Source organism: Spirosoma oryzicola (assembly GCF_021233055.1).
Classification (GTDB): domain Bacteria; phylum Bacteroidota; class Bacteroidia; order Cytophagales; family Spirosomataceae; genus Spirosoma; species Spirosoma oryzicola.
This window is the reverse complement of sequence record NZ_CP089538.1, coordinates 5066455-5081330: the sequence shown is the minus strand read 5'-3', so window position 1 is coordinate 5081330 and position 14876 is coordinate 5066455. Positions and strand designations below refer to the sequence as shown.

Here is a 14876-nt window from a genome sequence, read left to right as displayed (position 1 = left end):
TTGTCAGAATAAAAATTACAGTGTTTTCGGCTTCAGGTACTTATCGAACCATTGCAGATACCGGTCAACCCGGTCTTTCTGGTAGCTGGGAATCGTGATCCCGTGAAACTGGCCTGGGTAAATAATCAGTTGCGTCGGGATGCCCAACGACCGCAGTGCCTGGAACATTTGCTCACTCCCCGACGACGGTACGTTGAAATCTTTTTCGCCCGCCATAAATAACGTAGGCGTTTTAATCCGGTCGGCTTTCAGGAAGGGGTACGACAATTTTAACCATTTGTCGGTGTTTTTCCAGGGAGCGCCCAACTCGCTTTCGTACTGGTTGGTGTACTGGTCAACGCCGTACATCGATAGTTGAAGCGAGCTACCGGCCCCACTCGCGGCTGCTTTGAAACGCGTATCGGTAGCGATGGTGTAGTTGGTCAGAATACCGCCGTAACTCCATCCACCTATGCCCAGCCGGTCAGGGTCCGCAATGCCTTTTTCGACTACGTAATCGGTAGCGCCCAGAATGTCCAGCACCTCTTTGTTTCCCCAATCCGAGTAAATCGCTTTGGTATAGTCGATACCCCGGCCATTGCTGCCGCGATAGTTGACGGCTACCACCGCATAACCGCCCGCCGATAACAACTGCCGGGTCAGGTCAAACGAAAACTCATCCTGCGAAACGGGTCCGCCGTGGATGTAGAAAATGGTAGGCAGTTTCTTGTTGGCAGGCGTATTGGCGGGTTTAAACAGGATGTTCGATACCTGCGCACCATCTTTGCTTTTCGACGTGAAGCCTTCGACCGTGGCTAGTTCAAGCGGGGCCAGGAATGCATCATGCACGTGCGTGAGCCGACGCAGGTTTCCGTTCTCAAGGGCGTATAGTTCAGACGGCGTTTGCGGATCGCTCGATACCGTCATCCAGTTGCCAGCGGAGATGGCTTCCAGATCGCTGAACGACCGATTGCCGCCAATTAGTTTGGTGAATTTTCCATCCGCAAGCGCGTATTGACCAACGTAGGTTTGGCGGTCATCCAGTACCAGCACGCCAATGGTTTGCCCATCTTTAGCCCATTTTGGATTACGGACGGGGCGATCCAGCGTTTTCGACAGCAATTTTGGTTCGCCACCATCCTGGTTGATGACGGCCAGTACCGGCTGATCGTACATCAGAAAGTTGCCCGAAGCCGTGGAGCGTACATAAGCGATCCGTTTGCCGTCGGGACTCCAGACCGGACTGTTATCAGAGCCCGCCCAGGTTGTCAGTTGCTTCATTGTCGCTCCTTTGCGGGCGTCGATGACGTAAATATCGGTATTCTGATTCCGGTCAGGGTCATCGGTTCGGTTGCTGACGAACGCCAACTGCGAGCCATCCGGCGACCAAACGGGCGATGTTTCATCATGCGCACCGGTCGTCAGCGTATCCAGTTTCTTCGTGGCAATGTCGTAGACGTACAGATGCGTTGAGCCTTTTTCCAGATAGCCTTTCATATCAGCTTTGAAATGATACCGGTCGAGGACGTACGGCTTACGAACCTTGGTCTTGGCCGAATCAGCGTAATCGGGGTCTTGCAGAACGAGGGCCAGCTTCTTGCCATCCGGCGACCACACGTACTCGTCTAGATCCGTTTTCAGGTCGGTGAGTTTCTTGGCTTCACCACCCCGGCGGTCCATAAGCCAGATCTGGCCTTTGGTAGCACCCTGCCGCGCCGACACAAACGAAATGTATTTACCATCGGGACTAAAGCGCGCTTTTGACTCGCTATCCGGCCCGTTCGTAATCTGGACCGATTCTTTACCGTCCCAGCTGGTCATCCAGAGGTCGGCATTGCGTTTGTCTTTCGTGGTATCGACCGTCGATAAGCCGTAGACAATCCATTTGCCGTCGGGTGATACCTGCGGATCGCTGAGCGTGTGAAGCCGGTAGATATCTGTCGAATTGATGGGCCGTTTTTTAATAGGTGTCTGCGCAAGACCGCTCAAACTGGTCAGCGTAGCGAGAGCGAGAAGTAAAGAACGATTGGGCATAACAGCGTTCGATAAGATAGAGGAGTACGTAAAAGAAGCACCCAAAATACGCAAAAAAGCCGGTAGGAAACCCCACCGGCTTTTTTGAATAAAAAGAAAAAACAACTATTTCCGGTATATCAGTTGTAACTGACCAGTGACATTTGCGGTGGTGGAAACCGGAACTGTATAGCTTACAGGAGCAGTTGCTGCAAGCTCTTCAATATTTTTGTTTTTGCTGTAATTATACGTTGCCTGGCCACCAGCATCGTATGTCAGGGTTAGCTGGTTATTGTTGAATGCCCATGTACCTCCTCCATCGGTAACCGTGACTTGTCGGAAGTTTTCATTGAATGTATTATCTGCATACACATCTATTGTCGAGCCAACCGTCTCAACATAATATAAGTCAATAGCTTCCCCATTAAATCCGGCGCTAGAAGGAAACCCGCTCAATAATCCCCGGTTCAATTCCCAACGGCCAACTACAGGTGAAACTGGCGCAGGATCATTGTTTTTGCTACAGGAGCTTAGCCCAATAAGAGAAACCGACAGGCAGAGTAAATAGATGTAACGCTTCATAGTAATTTGATTTTGGAGTCAGAGCTGTGACTGGAGTATGTGGGTGTAAACTACAAAAAAGAACAAACTATATACGTACACTACGCCCAAATACGGGTTATTGTTGCTCTAGCGTCAGCGAATAGGATAAAAAAGTTAGTTTGTGTCCTATTCTGCGTCTGTCAGTTTAGGCTGCCAGTTCCTTCAATGCTTTCACAAAGCTGTCCAGTTCGGCGGTGGTGGTGTACAGATGGGGGGTAACGCGTACGCCATGCACGTTGGCGTTGTCGATGGCTACGGTGAAGATTTTATAGTTCTCGAACAGGCGTTTCGATAGGTCGGCTGGTTTTATGGTGGCTATACCTACGTTGGCGATGGCGCAGGAGCGAGTTGGCGATTCGGGCGTATTCAGTACAATGTTCGGATGGTGACGAATCTGGTCGGTCCAGTAGCGTTGCAGGTAGCGAAGCCGCGCTTCCTTTCGTTCAATACCAATACGTTCGTGGAAGCGAATCGCGTCCTGAATGGCCAGATCGGTGGCAACGGGGTAGGTTCCGGTATGGTTCAGTTTGCGAATATCATCGTCGGGCATGCTACTGTCGGCAAACAAAGGCCAGAGCGACGAAATTTTGTCTTTCCTCACGTACAGAATACCCGCGCCTAGCGGTGTGCCCAGCCATTTGTGGAGGCTGCTGGCGTAGTAATCGCAACCGCCCAGATCGGGCATCGTAAATGCCAGTTGCGCAAACGCGTGAGCACCATCAACCAATACCTCAACGCCATGCCGGTGCGCCAGGCGGATCGGCATAATCTGACCCGTAATATTCACCATGTGACACACCATCAGCAGACGCGTTTTTGGCGTGATCGCTTGCTCGTACAGACTCACAATTTCGTCGTCGGATTGCGGATGGTTAGGCAGGGATACAAGACGGTTTACGGTACCATATCGACGGGCCTGAAGCCGAAACATATCAAGCATGGCTCCGTAATCCTGTTCGGCCATCACGGCCTCGTCACCTGCTTTCCAGTTTATTCCGGCGATCACCGTATCCAGCGATTCAGTGGTGTTGCGGGTAATGATCAACTCGTCGGGGGAGCAGCCCAGCAATGTTGCCAGTTGGGTTTTCGAAGCCCGTTTATCATCGAACTGGCGCGTCCGCATGTAATATGACGAAACAGCGTTGACCTGCTGAATGTGTTGTACATAACGGTCCAGCACCGGTTGTGCGGCCAGTGAATAGTAGCCGTTTTCGAGTTGAATAAAGTCGTTTGTGACCGGATACAACGTCCGAATCTTAGCCCAAAAATCTTCCTGCTCGGCTAGAAGGGGAGCTGGTGTTGCGGCTGCGCTGGCCAATGCCTTATCCAGACCTGACCAGGTTGACAAAGCGGCTGTACCGGCGAGAGATTTTAGAAACTGGCGCTTGGAGAGGGAAGACATAGGTGGCACGGTCTACTTGTATCAATCGTAGTTAAACAAAAACTAGTAACCACAGAGGGAAAAGAACACAGAGCTGCTTTTAATGAACCTGTTTAAACTTCTGTTCCTCGGGCCGGGTGGCCAGAGCCATGACAAAAACACCGATTTAGACTAACTTCTAGAAAGTTTAAGCGTTGTCTAAGTTTTGTCCTGACGAACTGATACAGGTGGTTTTGTCATCCCGAGGCACGAGGGATCTCCGCTAACCGACCCAATTTTTTTTAGCGAAGATCCCTCGTGCCTCGGGATGACAAAAACGGATCAAACACAAATTTTTAGACAGACTTTAATCAGGCTAAAGAATATAGTCTTTGTGCCTCTGTGGTTAAATTATATTACCTCAAATTCGGAACAGGCAGTACAGGTAAACTTTCGTTGCCGTCTTCGCTGACCGACTGCACGGCGAAGTAATAATTGTCTTTCGAGTAAGGCAGGGTCATGCCCAGCTTGGTCGTGAATAATTTCTTTTGCCAGAAAGGCCAGTAGGTTTCGCGCATCAGCACGTAGTAGCCTTTCACCTTGCCCGTCTTCGGTGCTTGCCAATACAGGACCGTTGCGTTGGTCAGATTCCGAACGTCAACCGTAACCTGCTGCGGTACCGACGGCGATTTGGCCAGATTCGCCAGTGTCGCCAGATTTACCGCCGTATTTTTACGGAGATATTCGAAGTCCATAAATTTAGCGTAGTCGCCGTACTCAATGCCGTTCTGGGTCCGTAAATCCTGGTGCTGGTGCTCGTAGTTTTCGTTCATCTCCGTCAGGCGAACGGCTGCAATCCCCCGCTGCACGTACGGCGTATGATCGCCCCCGCGCAGATAGCGGTCGTTGCGGTACACCATCACCACTTCCAGGTTTTCCACGTAACGTTCGCCAACTTCTTTCAGGTAGCGGGCCAGCGTCCGGGCTTTCCCGTCGTTTTCGTTACCGAACTGCCGAATCTGTCCGATACGACCGGTGGTATCTTTCAGGAGCGAACCGGGTAGTCCTTCGCTGAACACGCGTAGCCGGGTGTTGTCGATAATGCGCGTATCAGAGCTATTGTTGCTGCCCATGATGTCGTTGTTGAGTACACCCTCGACGTTCCATTTTTCTTTGATCGCCCGCTCCGATAGGTGTTCAGCGCCTAAAAGACCCTGTTCTTCACCCGTCAGCGTTACAAAAATGACAGTAGCCGGAAACGATGATTTGCTCATCACGCGGCAGAGTTCAATCACCGCAGCCGTGCCCGAACCGTCGTCGTTAGCGCCGGGTGCGTCGGATTCCCGGTTCATGACATTCGTGACGCGGCTGTCCATATGGCCCTGCACAATGAAAATGCGGTCGTCGTTCGGATCGGTGCCTTTCAGCGTTGCCATCACGTTGCCCATGTTGGCTGGCTTATCGACCCGGCGGCCATCGGGCTGAAGTGTCCAGGTATCAAGCGTAGCGGTCAACCGGCCACCGGACTGCTTGGCGTATTGGTTGAACTTACCCAGAATCCACTGGCGGGCGGCACCCAGTCCTCGCTTGCCTGCCTGCTCGTTGGCACTCATGGGTACACTAAGCGTGTGACGTGTGCCAAAACTAACCAGTCCGTCGATGTGCGCCCGTAAACTATCAGCCGAAACCTGACCAACCAGATCGCTAATCTGCGAATCGCGGTTTAGGATAGTTTGCGCATTTAATAGGGGAGAAGAAAGAAAGGAAGCTACTAAAAGAGGAAATATTACTTTTGACTGCATACGTTTGATGATTGGGTAGGCGAAGCTAACAAAAAAGCGCAAATCAGACTAGTATGCACCCTTTATCCGACCAATCACCAAATACTATTTTGCTGGCTGACGCTACTGCCAAACAGACGCTACCGTTACCGGCTTACGTACGCTGCTACGCCGAAGGCCAGTACCGACGCAATCAATCCGAACATAAAGACCGAGTAAGACCAGCGGAGTAGCTTGTATTTCTTACCCAGCACTTTTCCCAGAAAGTAAATGTCGCGGATCATGCTGGCGTATAGAAAGTCGGCGTCGTCCATCATCCGGCGCATCCCCCATTCATAATCCGCAAGGTCCATCTGGTGAAAATTACCGAAGAAAAGCAAGTTCGCCGTCTTGTTCTCGATGTCCTCGCGGGAGGATGTACCGCTCGTTACGTTAGGACGGGTCGCTAACACGGCCAGTACCGTAGCGATAACACTCGTTATAGTAAACATAACGGTCGGAATGGTCAGGGTAGGCCAATCTTCCAGCTTTCGGATCAGAATACTGAGCACTAGGGAGATAACGATGGTATTGATCGATATCATGATGTTGGCTTTGGTGTCGGCCATCGCACTCAACTGAAAATGATTCTGGGACGTCAGACGAAACATTGTTTCAATGCCCCGTTCCGGTTTACGCGCTTTGGGAGGCCCATCCACTGGTGAATTGCCGGATGGCTGGTCGATCCGGTTGCTTTTCTTTGCGTGTTTGCCCGGCTTATCAGGCTTTGTATCATCGTCTTCCTCGTCACCGTCTTCTTCGACCTGCTGGCGAAGCGTCTCTAAATTAGCCGCCTGCCGAGGGGCCAATACACTTTGGCCGTAGTGGGTAAAGTAATGGTGATTTTCCAGAAACCCAGCCGTCTTTTTACGCCATTTTTTCTTGCTGATTTTGTTGCCCGTCCGTTTCAACTCCTGCCGTAGCTGCTCACTGCGTTCCAGAAAATCGGGCGTTGACAAATGGCCGAGGTCCGCATCGCACAGGATTTCTGCCAGCCGATTCCCGTTGGGCGACTGCGGCATCTTGGTCGCTTCAATGCAGGTGGCTACTTCCTCAACGCGTTGGGCGGGCATTCCCAGCTTAATCAGAAAGGGGCGCGCCAGATCAATACCCGTATCTTCGTGGTTGACGCAGCCTTGTCGATAGCCAACATCATGCAGCCATGCCGCAATAAGCACCGTTTCTCGGTCATGATCGGATATCCCTTCCTGGTCGGCAATGTCGTTGGCAAAGGCTACCACAGCCTGCGTATGGCTCAGGTTATGGTAGGTATAATCTAATGGAAGCTGCTTGAGCAACGATTCGGCGTAAATCCGGGTTTGATGAAGCAGCGTGGTTTCCTGAGCGATCATACGGTTGGTTTTACTAAACTTGCCGGTAGGCTACAAGGTAACGAATTACAGACGGATTCCGTTACGTAGCCGAGGTTAATTTCATACGATGTATTGCCTGATCGGCACGATTTTCTGGCTAACGCGTTGACCAGGTACAATGTAGTGATGGAAGTCTCCGCAAAATTGATCCTCTATTTTCAACTTGTTGCTCGTATGAAGTTTTTTTACTCGCTGGTTTTTCTGTCGATTACTGGCTGGCTCGTTGGGCAGACGACCGCTGTCCGGGCGCAGACAGCCTATCGGATTTTTCTGTTGGGTGATGCCGGGGCACCCGTTCCCGATGGTAAAGATCCTGTCCTGAATACACTGCGTGCTCAGCTACAAACGGCTGGACCAAACAGTTCGCTGATTTTACTGGGCGATAATATCTATCAGCATGGCTTGCCTGATGCCGATCACCCCGACCGTGCGGATGGCGAACGGCGAATGAGCCAGCAGCTTGACCTGCGTACCGCCTTTCCGGGCCGAATTTTTGCCATTCCGGGGAACCACGATTGGGACAGAAGCGGGCGTGAGGGTTGGCAGCGCATTAAAAATCAGCAGGATTTTGTGCGGCAGTATACGGGTCGCGACGATGTGTTTTTTCCGAACGATGGCTGCCCCGGTCCGGTGGAGATACCGTTGTCGGATTCGCTCACGCTTGTGCTGATGGATACGCAGTACTGGCTGCATCCGTGGGATAAGCCCGGCGAAGGCTCCGACTGTGGGGCAAAAACGTTACCCGACTTTCTGACCCAACTGGATGATATTCTGTATCGGAACCGCCATCGGCGCGTGGTGGTTGCCGGGCACCATCCCATGTACAGTCACGGTCAGCACGGCGGCTATTACACGTTTAAAGATCATCTGTTTCCTCTGACGAGCCTTCGCAAATGGCTGTACATTCCGTTACCGGTCATTGGCTCGATTTACCCCGTTTATCGGTCGGTTTTCGGGAGCTTGCAGGACTTGCCCAATCCGGTATACCGGGAGCTGCGAAACGGCATGGTCGCTGTGTTCAATAAATACCGCAACCTGATCTATACCAACGGGCACGACCATAACCTGCAACTGATTCAGCGTGACAGTCTGTACTATCTCACCAGCGGCAGTGGCTCCAAAGAAGAAGCGGTCAAAAAAGCCAGGGAATCCTTGTTCGCTCGTGAACAGAAAGGATTTGCTCGCCTGGATTTTGGTCCCGGCGACCAGATGACTATTTCGTTTTTCGCACCCAGTGCCGAAAGTCCGACGGGCGAACTGTTGTACCAGAAAGTCATTCAGCTTCGTCCTAATGTCCGGTCTAATTCGACGGGTAGCGTTCAGAAAGAACCCGATAGCGCACGAGTAGTGCCGGGCGCGCGCTACGCTGCCGGTTCAGTAAAGCGCTTTTGGTTCGGGGACAACTACCGGGATGTCTGGACCAGCCCACTCACCGTGCCCGTATTGGATTTAAAAAAAGAACAACTTGTCCCTACCGAGCGGGGTGGTGGTATGCAGACCCTATCGTTGCGGCTGGTTGATCCGAAAAAGCGCGAATATGCGATTCGATCCATCGAAAAGTATCCCGAAAAAGCAATCCCAACCGAGTTGCGAAGCGGTCTGGCTAATGACATCGTGCAGGATCAGATTTCAGCCTCCCATCCGTTTGGCGCGTTAGCAGTGGCTCCGCTGGCCGAAGCTGCTGGTGTTTATCATACCAACCCACGCGTGGTGGTAACGCCCGACGACACGAGCATGCGCGATTACCAGCAAGTGTTTGCTAATACCCTGATGCTTCTTGAAGAACGAGCCGACGGCAATTATAAAGGAACCGGCTTGTTTGGCAACACAACCAAGCTGTATAGCACACCCAAGCTGCTCGAAAAACTACAGGATGATAACGATAACCGCGTCGATCAGCGGGCGGTGCTGCGGGCGCGGCTGTTCGATATGTGGGTTGGCGACTGGGATCGCCACGACGACCAGTGGCGGTGGGCGAGTTTCAAATCGGGAAAAGGAATGCGGTTTGAGCCGGTTCCCCGCGACCGCGATCAGGCTTTTTTCGTCAACGAAGGCATATTGCCGAAGATCGCCAGCCGGCGTTGGCTGATGCCCAAAATTCAGGGATTCGATTACAAACTCCGGTATGCCCCCGGTTTCAATACCAACGCCCGCTTTTTCGACCGTTCGTTTCTGACGGAGCCTGGCCGTGCCGACTGGCTGGCGATGGCTGATTCACTGCGCGAAAGCCTCACGGACGAGAAAATAAACAGCGCCTTGCGCCAACTACCAGAGCCATCACGCGGATTAACGGCCGAGACAATTGCCGCCAAACTACGTCAGCGCCGGGCCGATCTCGCGCATTATGCCGATGAGCAGTACCGTTTTCTGGCTAAGGCGGTGGACGTGGTAGGCAGCGACAAAGACGAGCTTTTCGACGTGACCCGACGCCCGGACGGGCAAACCGATGTGGTTGTGTACAAACTCAATAAAGCAGAAAAAGCAACGCAGGTACTTTACAAACGGCGATTCGACGCAAAGGAAACGGAGGAGGTTCGGTTGTACGGACTAGGCGGTGACGACCGGTTTACATTACGTGGTGCCGCGCCGGAAGGAAGTTTGGTACGCATTATCGGTGGTAAAGGCGACGATGTGATCATTGATAGTTCGTCGGTGCGGGGCTTGTCGCGAAAAACGTGGGTGTATGATTTTCGTAAAAACACGACGATAACCGGAGGGTCAGAAACACGCAGTCGGTTGTCCGACAACAAAGCGGTTAATCGCTATGACCGGATGGCTTTTCGCTACGATCTGACCATGCCGCTGGCGTCGGTGCAGTTGAACCCCGACGATGGGTTGTTTCTGGGCGCGGGTGTTTTGCACCGGACGCAGGGTTTTCGGAAGGAACCCTTTTCGCAGCAGCATCGCCTGTTGGCCAGCCATGCCTTCGCTACGGACGCGTTTAGCTTTCACTACGACGGAACCTTTACCGACTTGCTTGGCAAAACCGATCTGGTTGTCAATGCGGATATCAAAGCACCAAATTTTGTTCAGAACTTCTTCGGCATCGGCAACGAAACCGTATTCAACAAAGAGCGCGGGGTCAACTACTACCGGGTCCGGTTCGACAATTGGAGTCTGAACGCTTTGTTGCAGAATCGGGTAGGGAGGGCTACCTTTTTTTACGGCCCTGCCGTTGAGCGGGTTGAAGTGGACGATGAGCAGCGAAAATTTATTCAGGAGTACGCGCAAAGCATCCCCAACGGCGAGCGACTGTTCGAGTCGTTCTGGTACGGCGGGCTGAAAGCGGGCTTCACTGTCGATACCCGCAACAACGCCCTCTTGACAACCCGTGGTGTTCTGTGGCGCACCGCATTAACGGCTTACAAAGGACTAAACAGCCAGACGCGTCCGTTTACGCAGTTGCAATCTGATCTTTCGTTTTATGCCAGTATTCGGCTGCCTGCGCTGCTCACTATTGCCACTCGCGTCGGTACAAGTTTGAATTTAAGCGATAACTTCGAATTTTTTCAGGCGAGTACACTCGGCGGACTGACCAACCTCCGGGGTTTCCGGCGGACCCGTTTTGCGGGTGAAAGCGCTTTCTTCCATAACCTGGATTTGCGCTTGCGTCTATTGACCATTCGTACCTACCTTTTTCCGGCGTATGCCGGAATTGTCGGATTTAATGACGTGGGACGCGTATGGGTTGATGGCGAAAAGTCAAGCGTATGGCATCACGGCTACGGCGGTGGTATCTGGCTGTCGCCCTACAACACAGCGGTGATTTCTGTGTTGTACGCTCTTTCCCGCGAAGATCGGATTCCCATGCTGCGCGTCGGTTTCTTCTTTTAAGACGCTCTTCGTAGGGCTGTTGACACGCGTGAAAAGTTCTTCTTCCGCAAACAGGAGAGGGTGTGAGGCTAAAACAATTGGTATAGCTCAATTTCCTCGTCAACGCCTTTGATAACCGTTGGACCCAAGGCGCGGGCCGTTTCGGGCGGCATAGTCAGCGATTCGTACACCTCCCGCGACACCAGAAACTGCGTCTTAAACGGTTTGTTGAGCTGTTCAATGCGGGCGGCCAGTATCACGACGTTGCCGGTCACGGAATATTGTTGGCGCGTTTCGGTGCCAATATTGCCAACCACCGCGTCGCCGAGGTGAATACCAATGCCTATTGCTGTAGGAATCATCAACTCGTCCGTAACAGCTTTGCGTATTTCTCGGAGAATGGTAAACCCCGCTTCAACGGCTACTTCGGCGGGGTTTTCCACCTCTACGGGCGCTCCGAAGGTGATCATGCAGCCATCGCCGAGAAACTGGTTTACAACACCACCGTACTGTTCGACGATGCGGATAATGATACCGAAGAACGTGTTCTGATACGCCATAACGTCTTCGGGAGCCTGGTGAGTGGCGTAGTTCGTAAAATCGCGGATGTCGAGAAACATAACAGCCACACGCATGCGGTGACTCTGATAGTTTCCTTTTTGCTCCAGTACGGCGCGGGCAATCTGGGGCGACACCTGCTGACCAAACAGCGTTACGGCATTTTGCTCCGTTTCAGTAGCCCGAATGGTATCCGTAATACTAAGCCGAATCTGCCGGGATACATAACCCGCTGCCAGACCAGCCATAATCAGCAGCCCCCCTTTGATGATAAACATTAGGGGCAGGTGTACAAACAAGTCGATCTCCCGGTACGGTTCGCTGACGGAACCAGCAATTAGAAAATAAAGACCGATATACTCAGCCCCGGCGATAGCACCCGTGTAGACCGATAGCCAGAAGTTGAGCCGAAGGGTGGAAAGAATGATGAAAAACAGGTAGATGTACGTCAGCGGACTGTCGAGTGCCAGCAACCGGTCGCTCAGATGACGGGATACAATCAGGATGATAAACGAAATAGAGCTGATCTCGAAGGTAGCATTGGCAAACTTAAAGAACGTCGGGATGTCCTGATGGCGCTTCAACTGTTGCGTAAACAAGCGCCGGATGCCCCATTCGTACCCGCCCATGCCCACCAGATAGGGTATAACCGTGAGCATAACGGGGCTGGGAATGGATATCAGGTTGTCATTACGCAGCAGAGGGTGTAAAATGGCCAGCACTACCGTAGCGAACAGAAACATGGCCGATAAGACGCCTGCCCGTTGCGCTTCCCGTTTCAGACTTTCATCGGAGAAGTGCTCCCGAAAGTAAGACTCGATCGGTGGCTTCTGCATGGAGCGAAACGTAAATGTCATTACATAGTCAAGAGGATGATTCGTTTGAAATCAACACCGACCGTCCTGGATTGATTCCGGATGATTCTGCTTTCAGAACTTACAGGCAATACCCACACCAATCGCCTGGCTTCCGGTTAAGGGTATGGGCGCAACGGACATGCCCAGACGGGGCTGTCGGAGCATTTCGTTGTAGCGCGTAACGGCTTTGTTGACGTGCCCGTTTCCAATAAATGCCAGCGTAAGCGACGCACCGATCGATGATCCGTACACGATCCAATAGGTACTGTTGCTGCCGTTTTTGCTGAAGAGAACGTAGGCCAGCGTCGCCAGCGACGTTAACCGGCTGAGCGTCGTTAAGGTGCGAAACGTTCGAAAATGATGGTTGACGGTCGGATCGTTGAGTTCGTAGAAAGGTACTTCGAGCGCAAACGGTGAAGAAAGCCGTTTGCCGCCGTAAAAATAGACGGTCCCCAGCGAAGCCGCCGTCCGTTCGATGGGCATTAGGTGAGCCGGAACCGGAACCGTTCGGTAATGCGATGTGTCATCGGCACGTTGGGCGTACGTACGTGCAGCGATGGATAAAACTAGTAAGCAGGCTACTAAAAGGGTTTTCATACGTGTAAAACGAAAACGGCGTCGGAATACGACAATGATTTTTTATACGGTCATACGCACTGGTTTACAACGGACGATCAGCCAATGCGCAGGCCATTAACCGTCGGACGTTCGGTTTGCAGAAGCGTAACGGTGCCATCGTCGGCGACAGCACCCAGAACCAGGCATTCGCTCATAAACGTAGCGATCTGTTTTGGCGGAAAGTTAACAACCGCTACGACCTGCTTGCCAACCAGTTCATCCATTGAGTACAGTTTGGTGATCTGCGCGGAGGTGCGTTTGATGCCAAAATCACCAAAATCAATCGTTAGTTTGTACGCTGGTTTGCGGGCTTCCGGGAAAGCGTCTACGGAAAGGATCGTACCCGTACGGATTTCTACTTTCTCAAAATCGGACCAGGATAAGGGTTCATTGCTCATGCCGCAAATTAGTCACGGAATGACTAGTACAGCCAAAAACTTTTGTGAGCGAGCAATCGTTACACGCCTGTTAACAATCCTTACAACTTAAACTCAATCATGAAATCAACGTTACTGTTGCTGGCCATGACTACGACGGTCGCCGTCGCTGAGCCGCCCGTCAAGTCAGCTAGAATTCATTCATCAACGGATCACCGGATTACCACCAAACGAAACGCGATTGCGCCCGATCCCGACAATGGTGGCATCAAGCTAACTACGGGTTTTCAGGCGTTGGTATTCGCTGACAATGTCGGTAAAGCTCGGCACATCGTTGTCGATAAGGCGGGTACCGTATTTGTCAAACTGGACAAACTCAAAGACGGTAAAGGAAACGTTGAACTGCTGGATACCGACGGCGATGGTCGGGCCGATCAGACCGTGACGTTCGGCAACTACACCGGTACAGGTATGGGCATCTACGATGGATACCTGTACGCATCGTCGGATACATCGGTGTACCGCTACAAGCTGACCAACGGTAAGGTAATGGAAACCACCCCCGCTGAACCGATTGTCGTTGGTCTGACGCTTCAACGCCAGCACGCGGGTAAATCACTGGCGCTCTCGCCGGATGGGAAATTGTACGTCAATTTCGGAGCACCCTCCAACGCCTGTCAGGAAAAAGACCGGCAAAAAGGCTCGAAGGGAATGGACCCTTGCCCAATTCTGGAAAATTACGGCGGTATCTGGGTATTCGACGCCAACAAACAAAACCAGAAGCAGTCGGACGGAAAACGGTACGCAACGGGTATCCGTAACGCCGTCGCCCTCGACTGGAACACGGCGACAAATTCGCTCTACGCGCTGCAACACGGTCGCGATAACCTCAACAACTGGGGTGGTGTATTCACCGACGAAGTAAGCGCGGAACTGCCTTCGGAAGAGTTTTTAATGATCAAAGAAGGTGCTGACTTTGGCTGGCCTTACTGCTACAACGACCATAACAAAAACAAAAAAATACTGGCTCCTGAATACGGTGGAGACGGCACAAAAGAAGACCGCTGCGCCGGAAAAGAAAAGCCGATTATGGCATTCCCTGGCCACTGGGCACCCAACGACCTGCTGTTTTACACGGGAAATCTATTTCCTGCGAAATACAAAAATGGTGCGTTTGTTTGCTTCCACGGCTCATGGAACCGGGCTCCGCTGAAACAGGGCGGTTACTTTGTAGCGTTTATTCCATTCGGGAAAGACGGTCGTCCGTCGGGCAAGTACGAAGTGTTTGCGGAAAATTTCGCGGGTGTAGCCGAGCAGGGTAAACCCGGCACGAACGTCAACGCAGGTAAGCTCGATCTGGCGAGTCCGGGTGATGCGAAAGCACGTCCAATGGGACTGGCGCAAGGTCCCGACGGTTCGCTGTACATCACCGATTCAGTAAAAGGTAAAGTTTGGCGGGTTATGTATAGCGCTAAAAAGTAGTACTAACCTAAAAATAAAAAGCC

At 52.1% G+C, this 14876-nt stretch carries 10 protein-coding genes; 2 read left to right on the top strand and 8 right to left on the bottom strand.

All coding sequences use genetic code 11. From position 1 onward, the window contains the following. Positions 1 to 15 precede the first annotated feature (15 nt). The 5 genes from LQ777_RS21390 to LQ777_RS21370 all read right to left on the bottom strand — a co-directional run bounded on the left by LQ777_RS21390 (position 16) and on the right by LQ777_RS21370 (position 7127). Entirely contained in the window at positions 16 to 2013 is a 1998-nt protein-coding gene (locus tag LQ777_RS21390) for an alpha/beta hydrolase family protein (protein ID WP_232559972.1), read from the bottom strand. A 105-nt stretch (positions 2014 to 2118) separates the two neighbouring features. Then, a complete protein-coding gene (locus LQ777_RS21385; protein ID WP_232559971.1) occupies positions 2119 to 2574 on the bottom strand; it encodes a hypothetical protein in 456 nt (151 codons plus the stop codon). 166 nt (positions 2575 to 2740) lie between these two features. After that, positions 2741 to 3997: an aminotransferase class V-fold PLP-dependent enzyme gene (locus tag LQ777_RS21380; RefSeq protein ID WP_232559970.1), complete on the bottom strand. Its 1257-nt coding sequence runs from the start codon at positions 3995 to 3997 to the stop codon at positions 2741 to 2743. Between the two features lie 374 nt (positions 3998 to 4371). Continuing rightward, complete coding sequence (locus LQ777_RS21375) at positions 4372 to 5757, bottom strand: M28 family metallopeptidase (RefSeq protein ID WP_232559969.1); 1386 nt, start codon at positions 5755 to 5757, stop codon at positions 4372 to 4374. A gap of 125 nt (positions 5758 to 5882) precedes the next feature. Continuing rightward, positions 5883 to 7127, bottom strand: a complete 1245-nt coding sequence (locus LQ777_RS21370) for a Pycsar system effector family protein (RefSeq protein ID WP_232559968.1) — start codon at positions 7125 to 7127, stop codon at positions 5883 to 5885. Positions 7128 to 7322: 195 nt separating this feature from the next. On the opposite strand from LQ777_RS21370, the gene LQ777_RS21365 reads away from it, so the two are divergent. Continuing rightward, positions 7323 to 10982 (top strand): BamA/TamA family outer membrane protein, encoded by a 3660-nt coding sequence (locus LQ777_RS21365; protein WP_232559967.1) that lies wholly within the window; start codon positions 7323 to 7325, stop codon positions 10980 to 10982. Positions 10983 to 11050: 68 nt separating this feature from the next. Here the strand turns inward: LQ777_RS21365 and LQ777_RS21360 are convergent, their stop codons facing one another. The 3 genes from LQ777_RS21360 to LQ777_RS21350 all read right to left on the bottom strand — a co-directional run bounded on the left by LQ777_RS21360 (position 11051) and on the right by LQ777_RS21350 (position 13392). Next, a complete protein-coding gene (locus LQ777_RS21360; RefSeq protein WP_232559966.1) occupies positions 11051 to 12355 on the bottom strand; it encodes an adenylate/guanylate cyclase domain-containing protein in 1305 nt (434 codons plus the stop codon). A gap of 93 nt (positions 12356 to 12448) precedes the next feature. After that, on the bottom strand, positions 12449 to 12973 hold the full coding sequence (locus tag LQ777_RS21355; protein WP_232559965.1) for a hypothetical protein: 525 nt from the start codon (positions 12971 to 12973) through the stop codon (positions 12449 to 12451). Positions 12974 to 13050: 77 nt separating this feature from the next. Beyond that, the gene (locus LQ777_RS21350) at positions 13051 to 13392 is read right to left on the bottom strand and encodes a tRNA-binding protein (protein ID WP_232559964.1); all 342 of its coding nucleotides are present in this window, start codon (positions 13390 to 13392) and stop codon (positions 13051 to 13053) included. 99 nt (positions 13393 to 13491) lie between these two features. Between LQ777_RS21350 and LQ777_RS21345 the strand changes: the two genes are divergently transcribed. Beyond that, positions 13492 to 14853, top strand: coding sequence for a PQQ-dependent sugar dehydrogenase (locus LQ777_RS21345; protein ID WP_232559963.1), 1362 nt, complete (start codon positions 13492 to 13494; stop codon positions 14851 to 14853). The last annotated feature ends 23 nt before the right edge of the window (positions 14854 to 14876 follow it).

What these genes read in the sequence shown, in the direction of transcription:
- LQ777_RS21390 (WP_232559972.1), bottom strand. Translation starts at nt 2,013, where the DNA reads ATGCCCAATCGTTCTTTACTTCTCGCTCTCGCTACGCTGACCAGTTTG.
- LQ777_RS21385 (WP_232559971.1), bottom strand. Translation starts at nt 2,574, where the DNA reads ATGAAGCGTTACATCTATTTACTCTGCCTGTCGGTTTCTCTTATTGGG.
- LQ777_RS21380 (WP_232559970.1), bottom strand. Translation starts at nt 3,997, where the DNA reads ATGTCTTCCCTCTCCAAGCGCCAGTTTCTAAAATCTCTCGCCGGTACA.
- LQ777_RS21375 (WP_232559969.1), bottom strand. Translation starts at nt 5,757, where the DNA reads ATGCAGTCAAAAGTAATATTTCCTCTTTTAGTAGCTTCCTTTCTTTCT.
- LQ777_RS21370 (WP_232559968.1), bottom strand. Translation starts at nt 7,127, where the DNA reads ATGATCGCTCAGGAAACCACGCTGCTTCATCAAACCCGGATTTACGCC.
- LQ777_RS21365 (WP_232559967.1), top strand. Translation starts at nt 7,323, where the DNA reads ATGAAGTTTTTTTACTCGCTGGTTTTTCTGTCGATTACTGGCTGGCTC.
- LQ777_RS21360 (WP_232559966.1), bottom strand. Translation starts at nt 12,355, where the DNA reads ATGCAGAAGCCACCGATCGAGTCTTACTTTCGGGAGCACTTCTCCGAT.
- LQ777_RS21355 (WP_232559965.1), bottom strand. Translation starts at nt 12,973, where the DNA reads ATGAAAACCCTTTTAGTAGCCTGCTTACTAGTTTTATCCATCGCTGCA.
- LQ777_RS21350 (WP_232559964.1), bottom strand. Translation starts at nt 13,392, where the DNA reads ATGAGCAATGAACCCTTATCCTGGTCCGATTTTGAGAAAGTAGAAATC.
- LQ777_RS21345 (WP_232559963.1), top strand. Translation starts at nt 13,492, where the DNA reads ATGAAATCAACGTTACTGTTGCTGGCCATGACTACGACGGTCGCCGTC.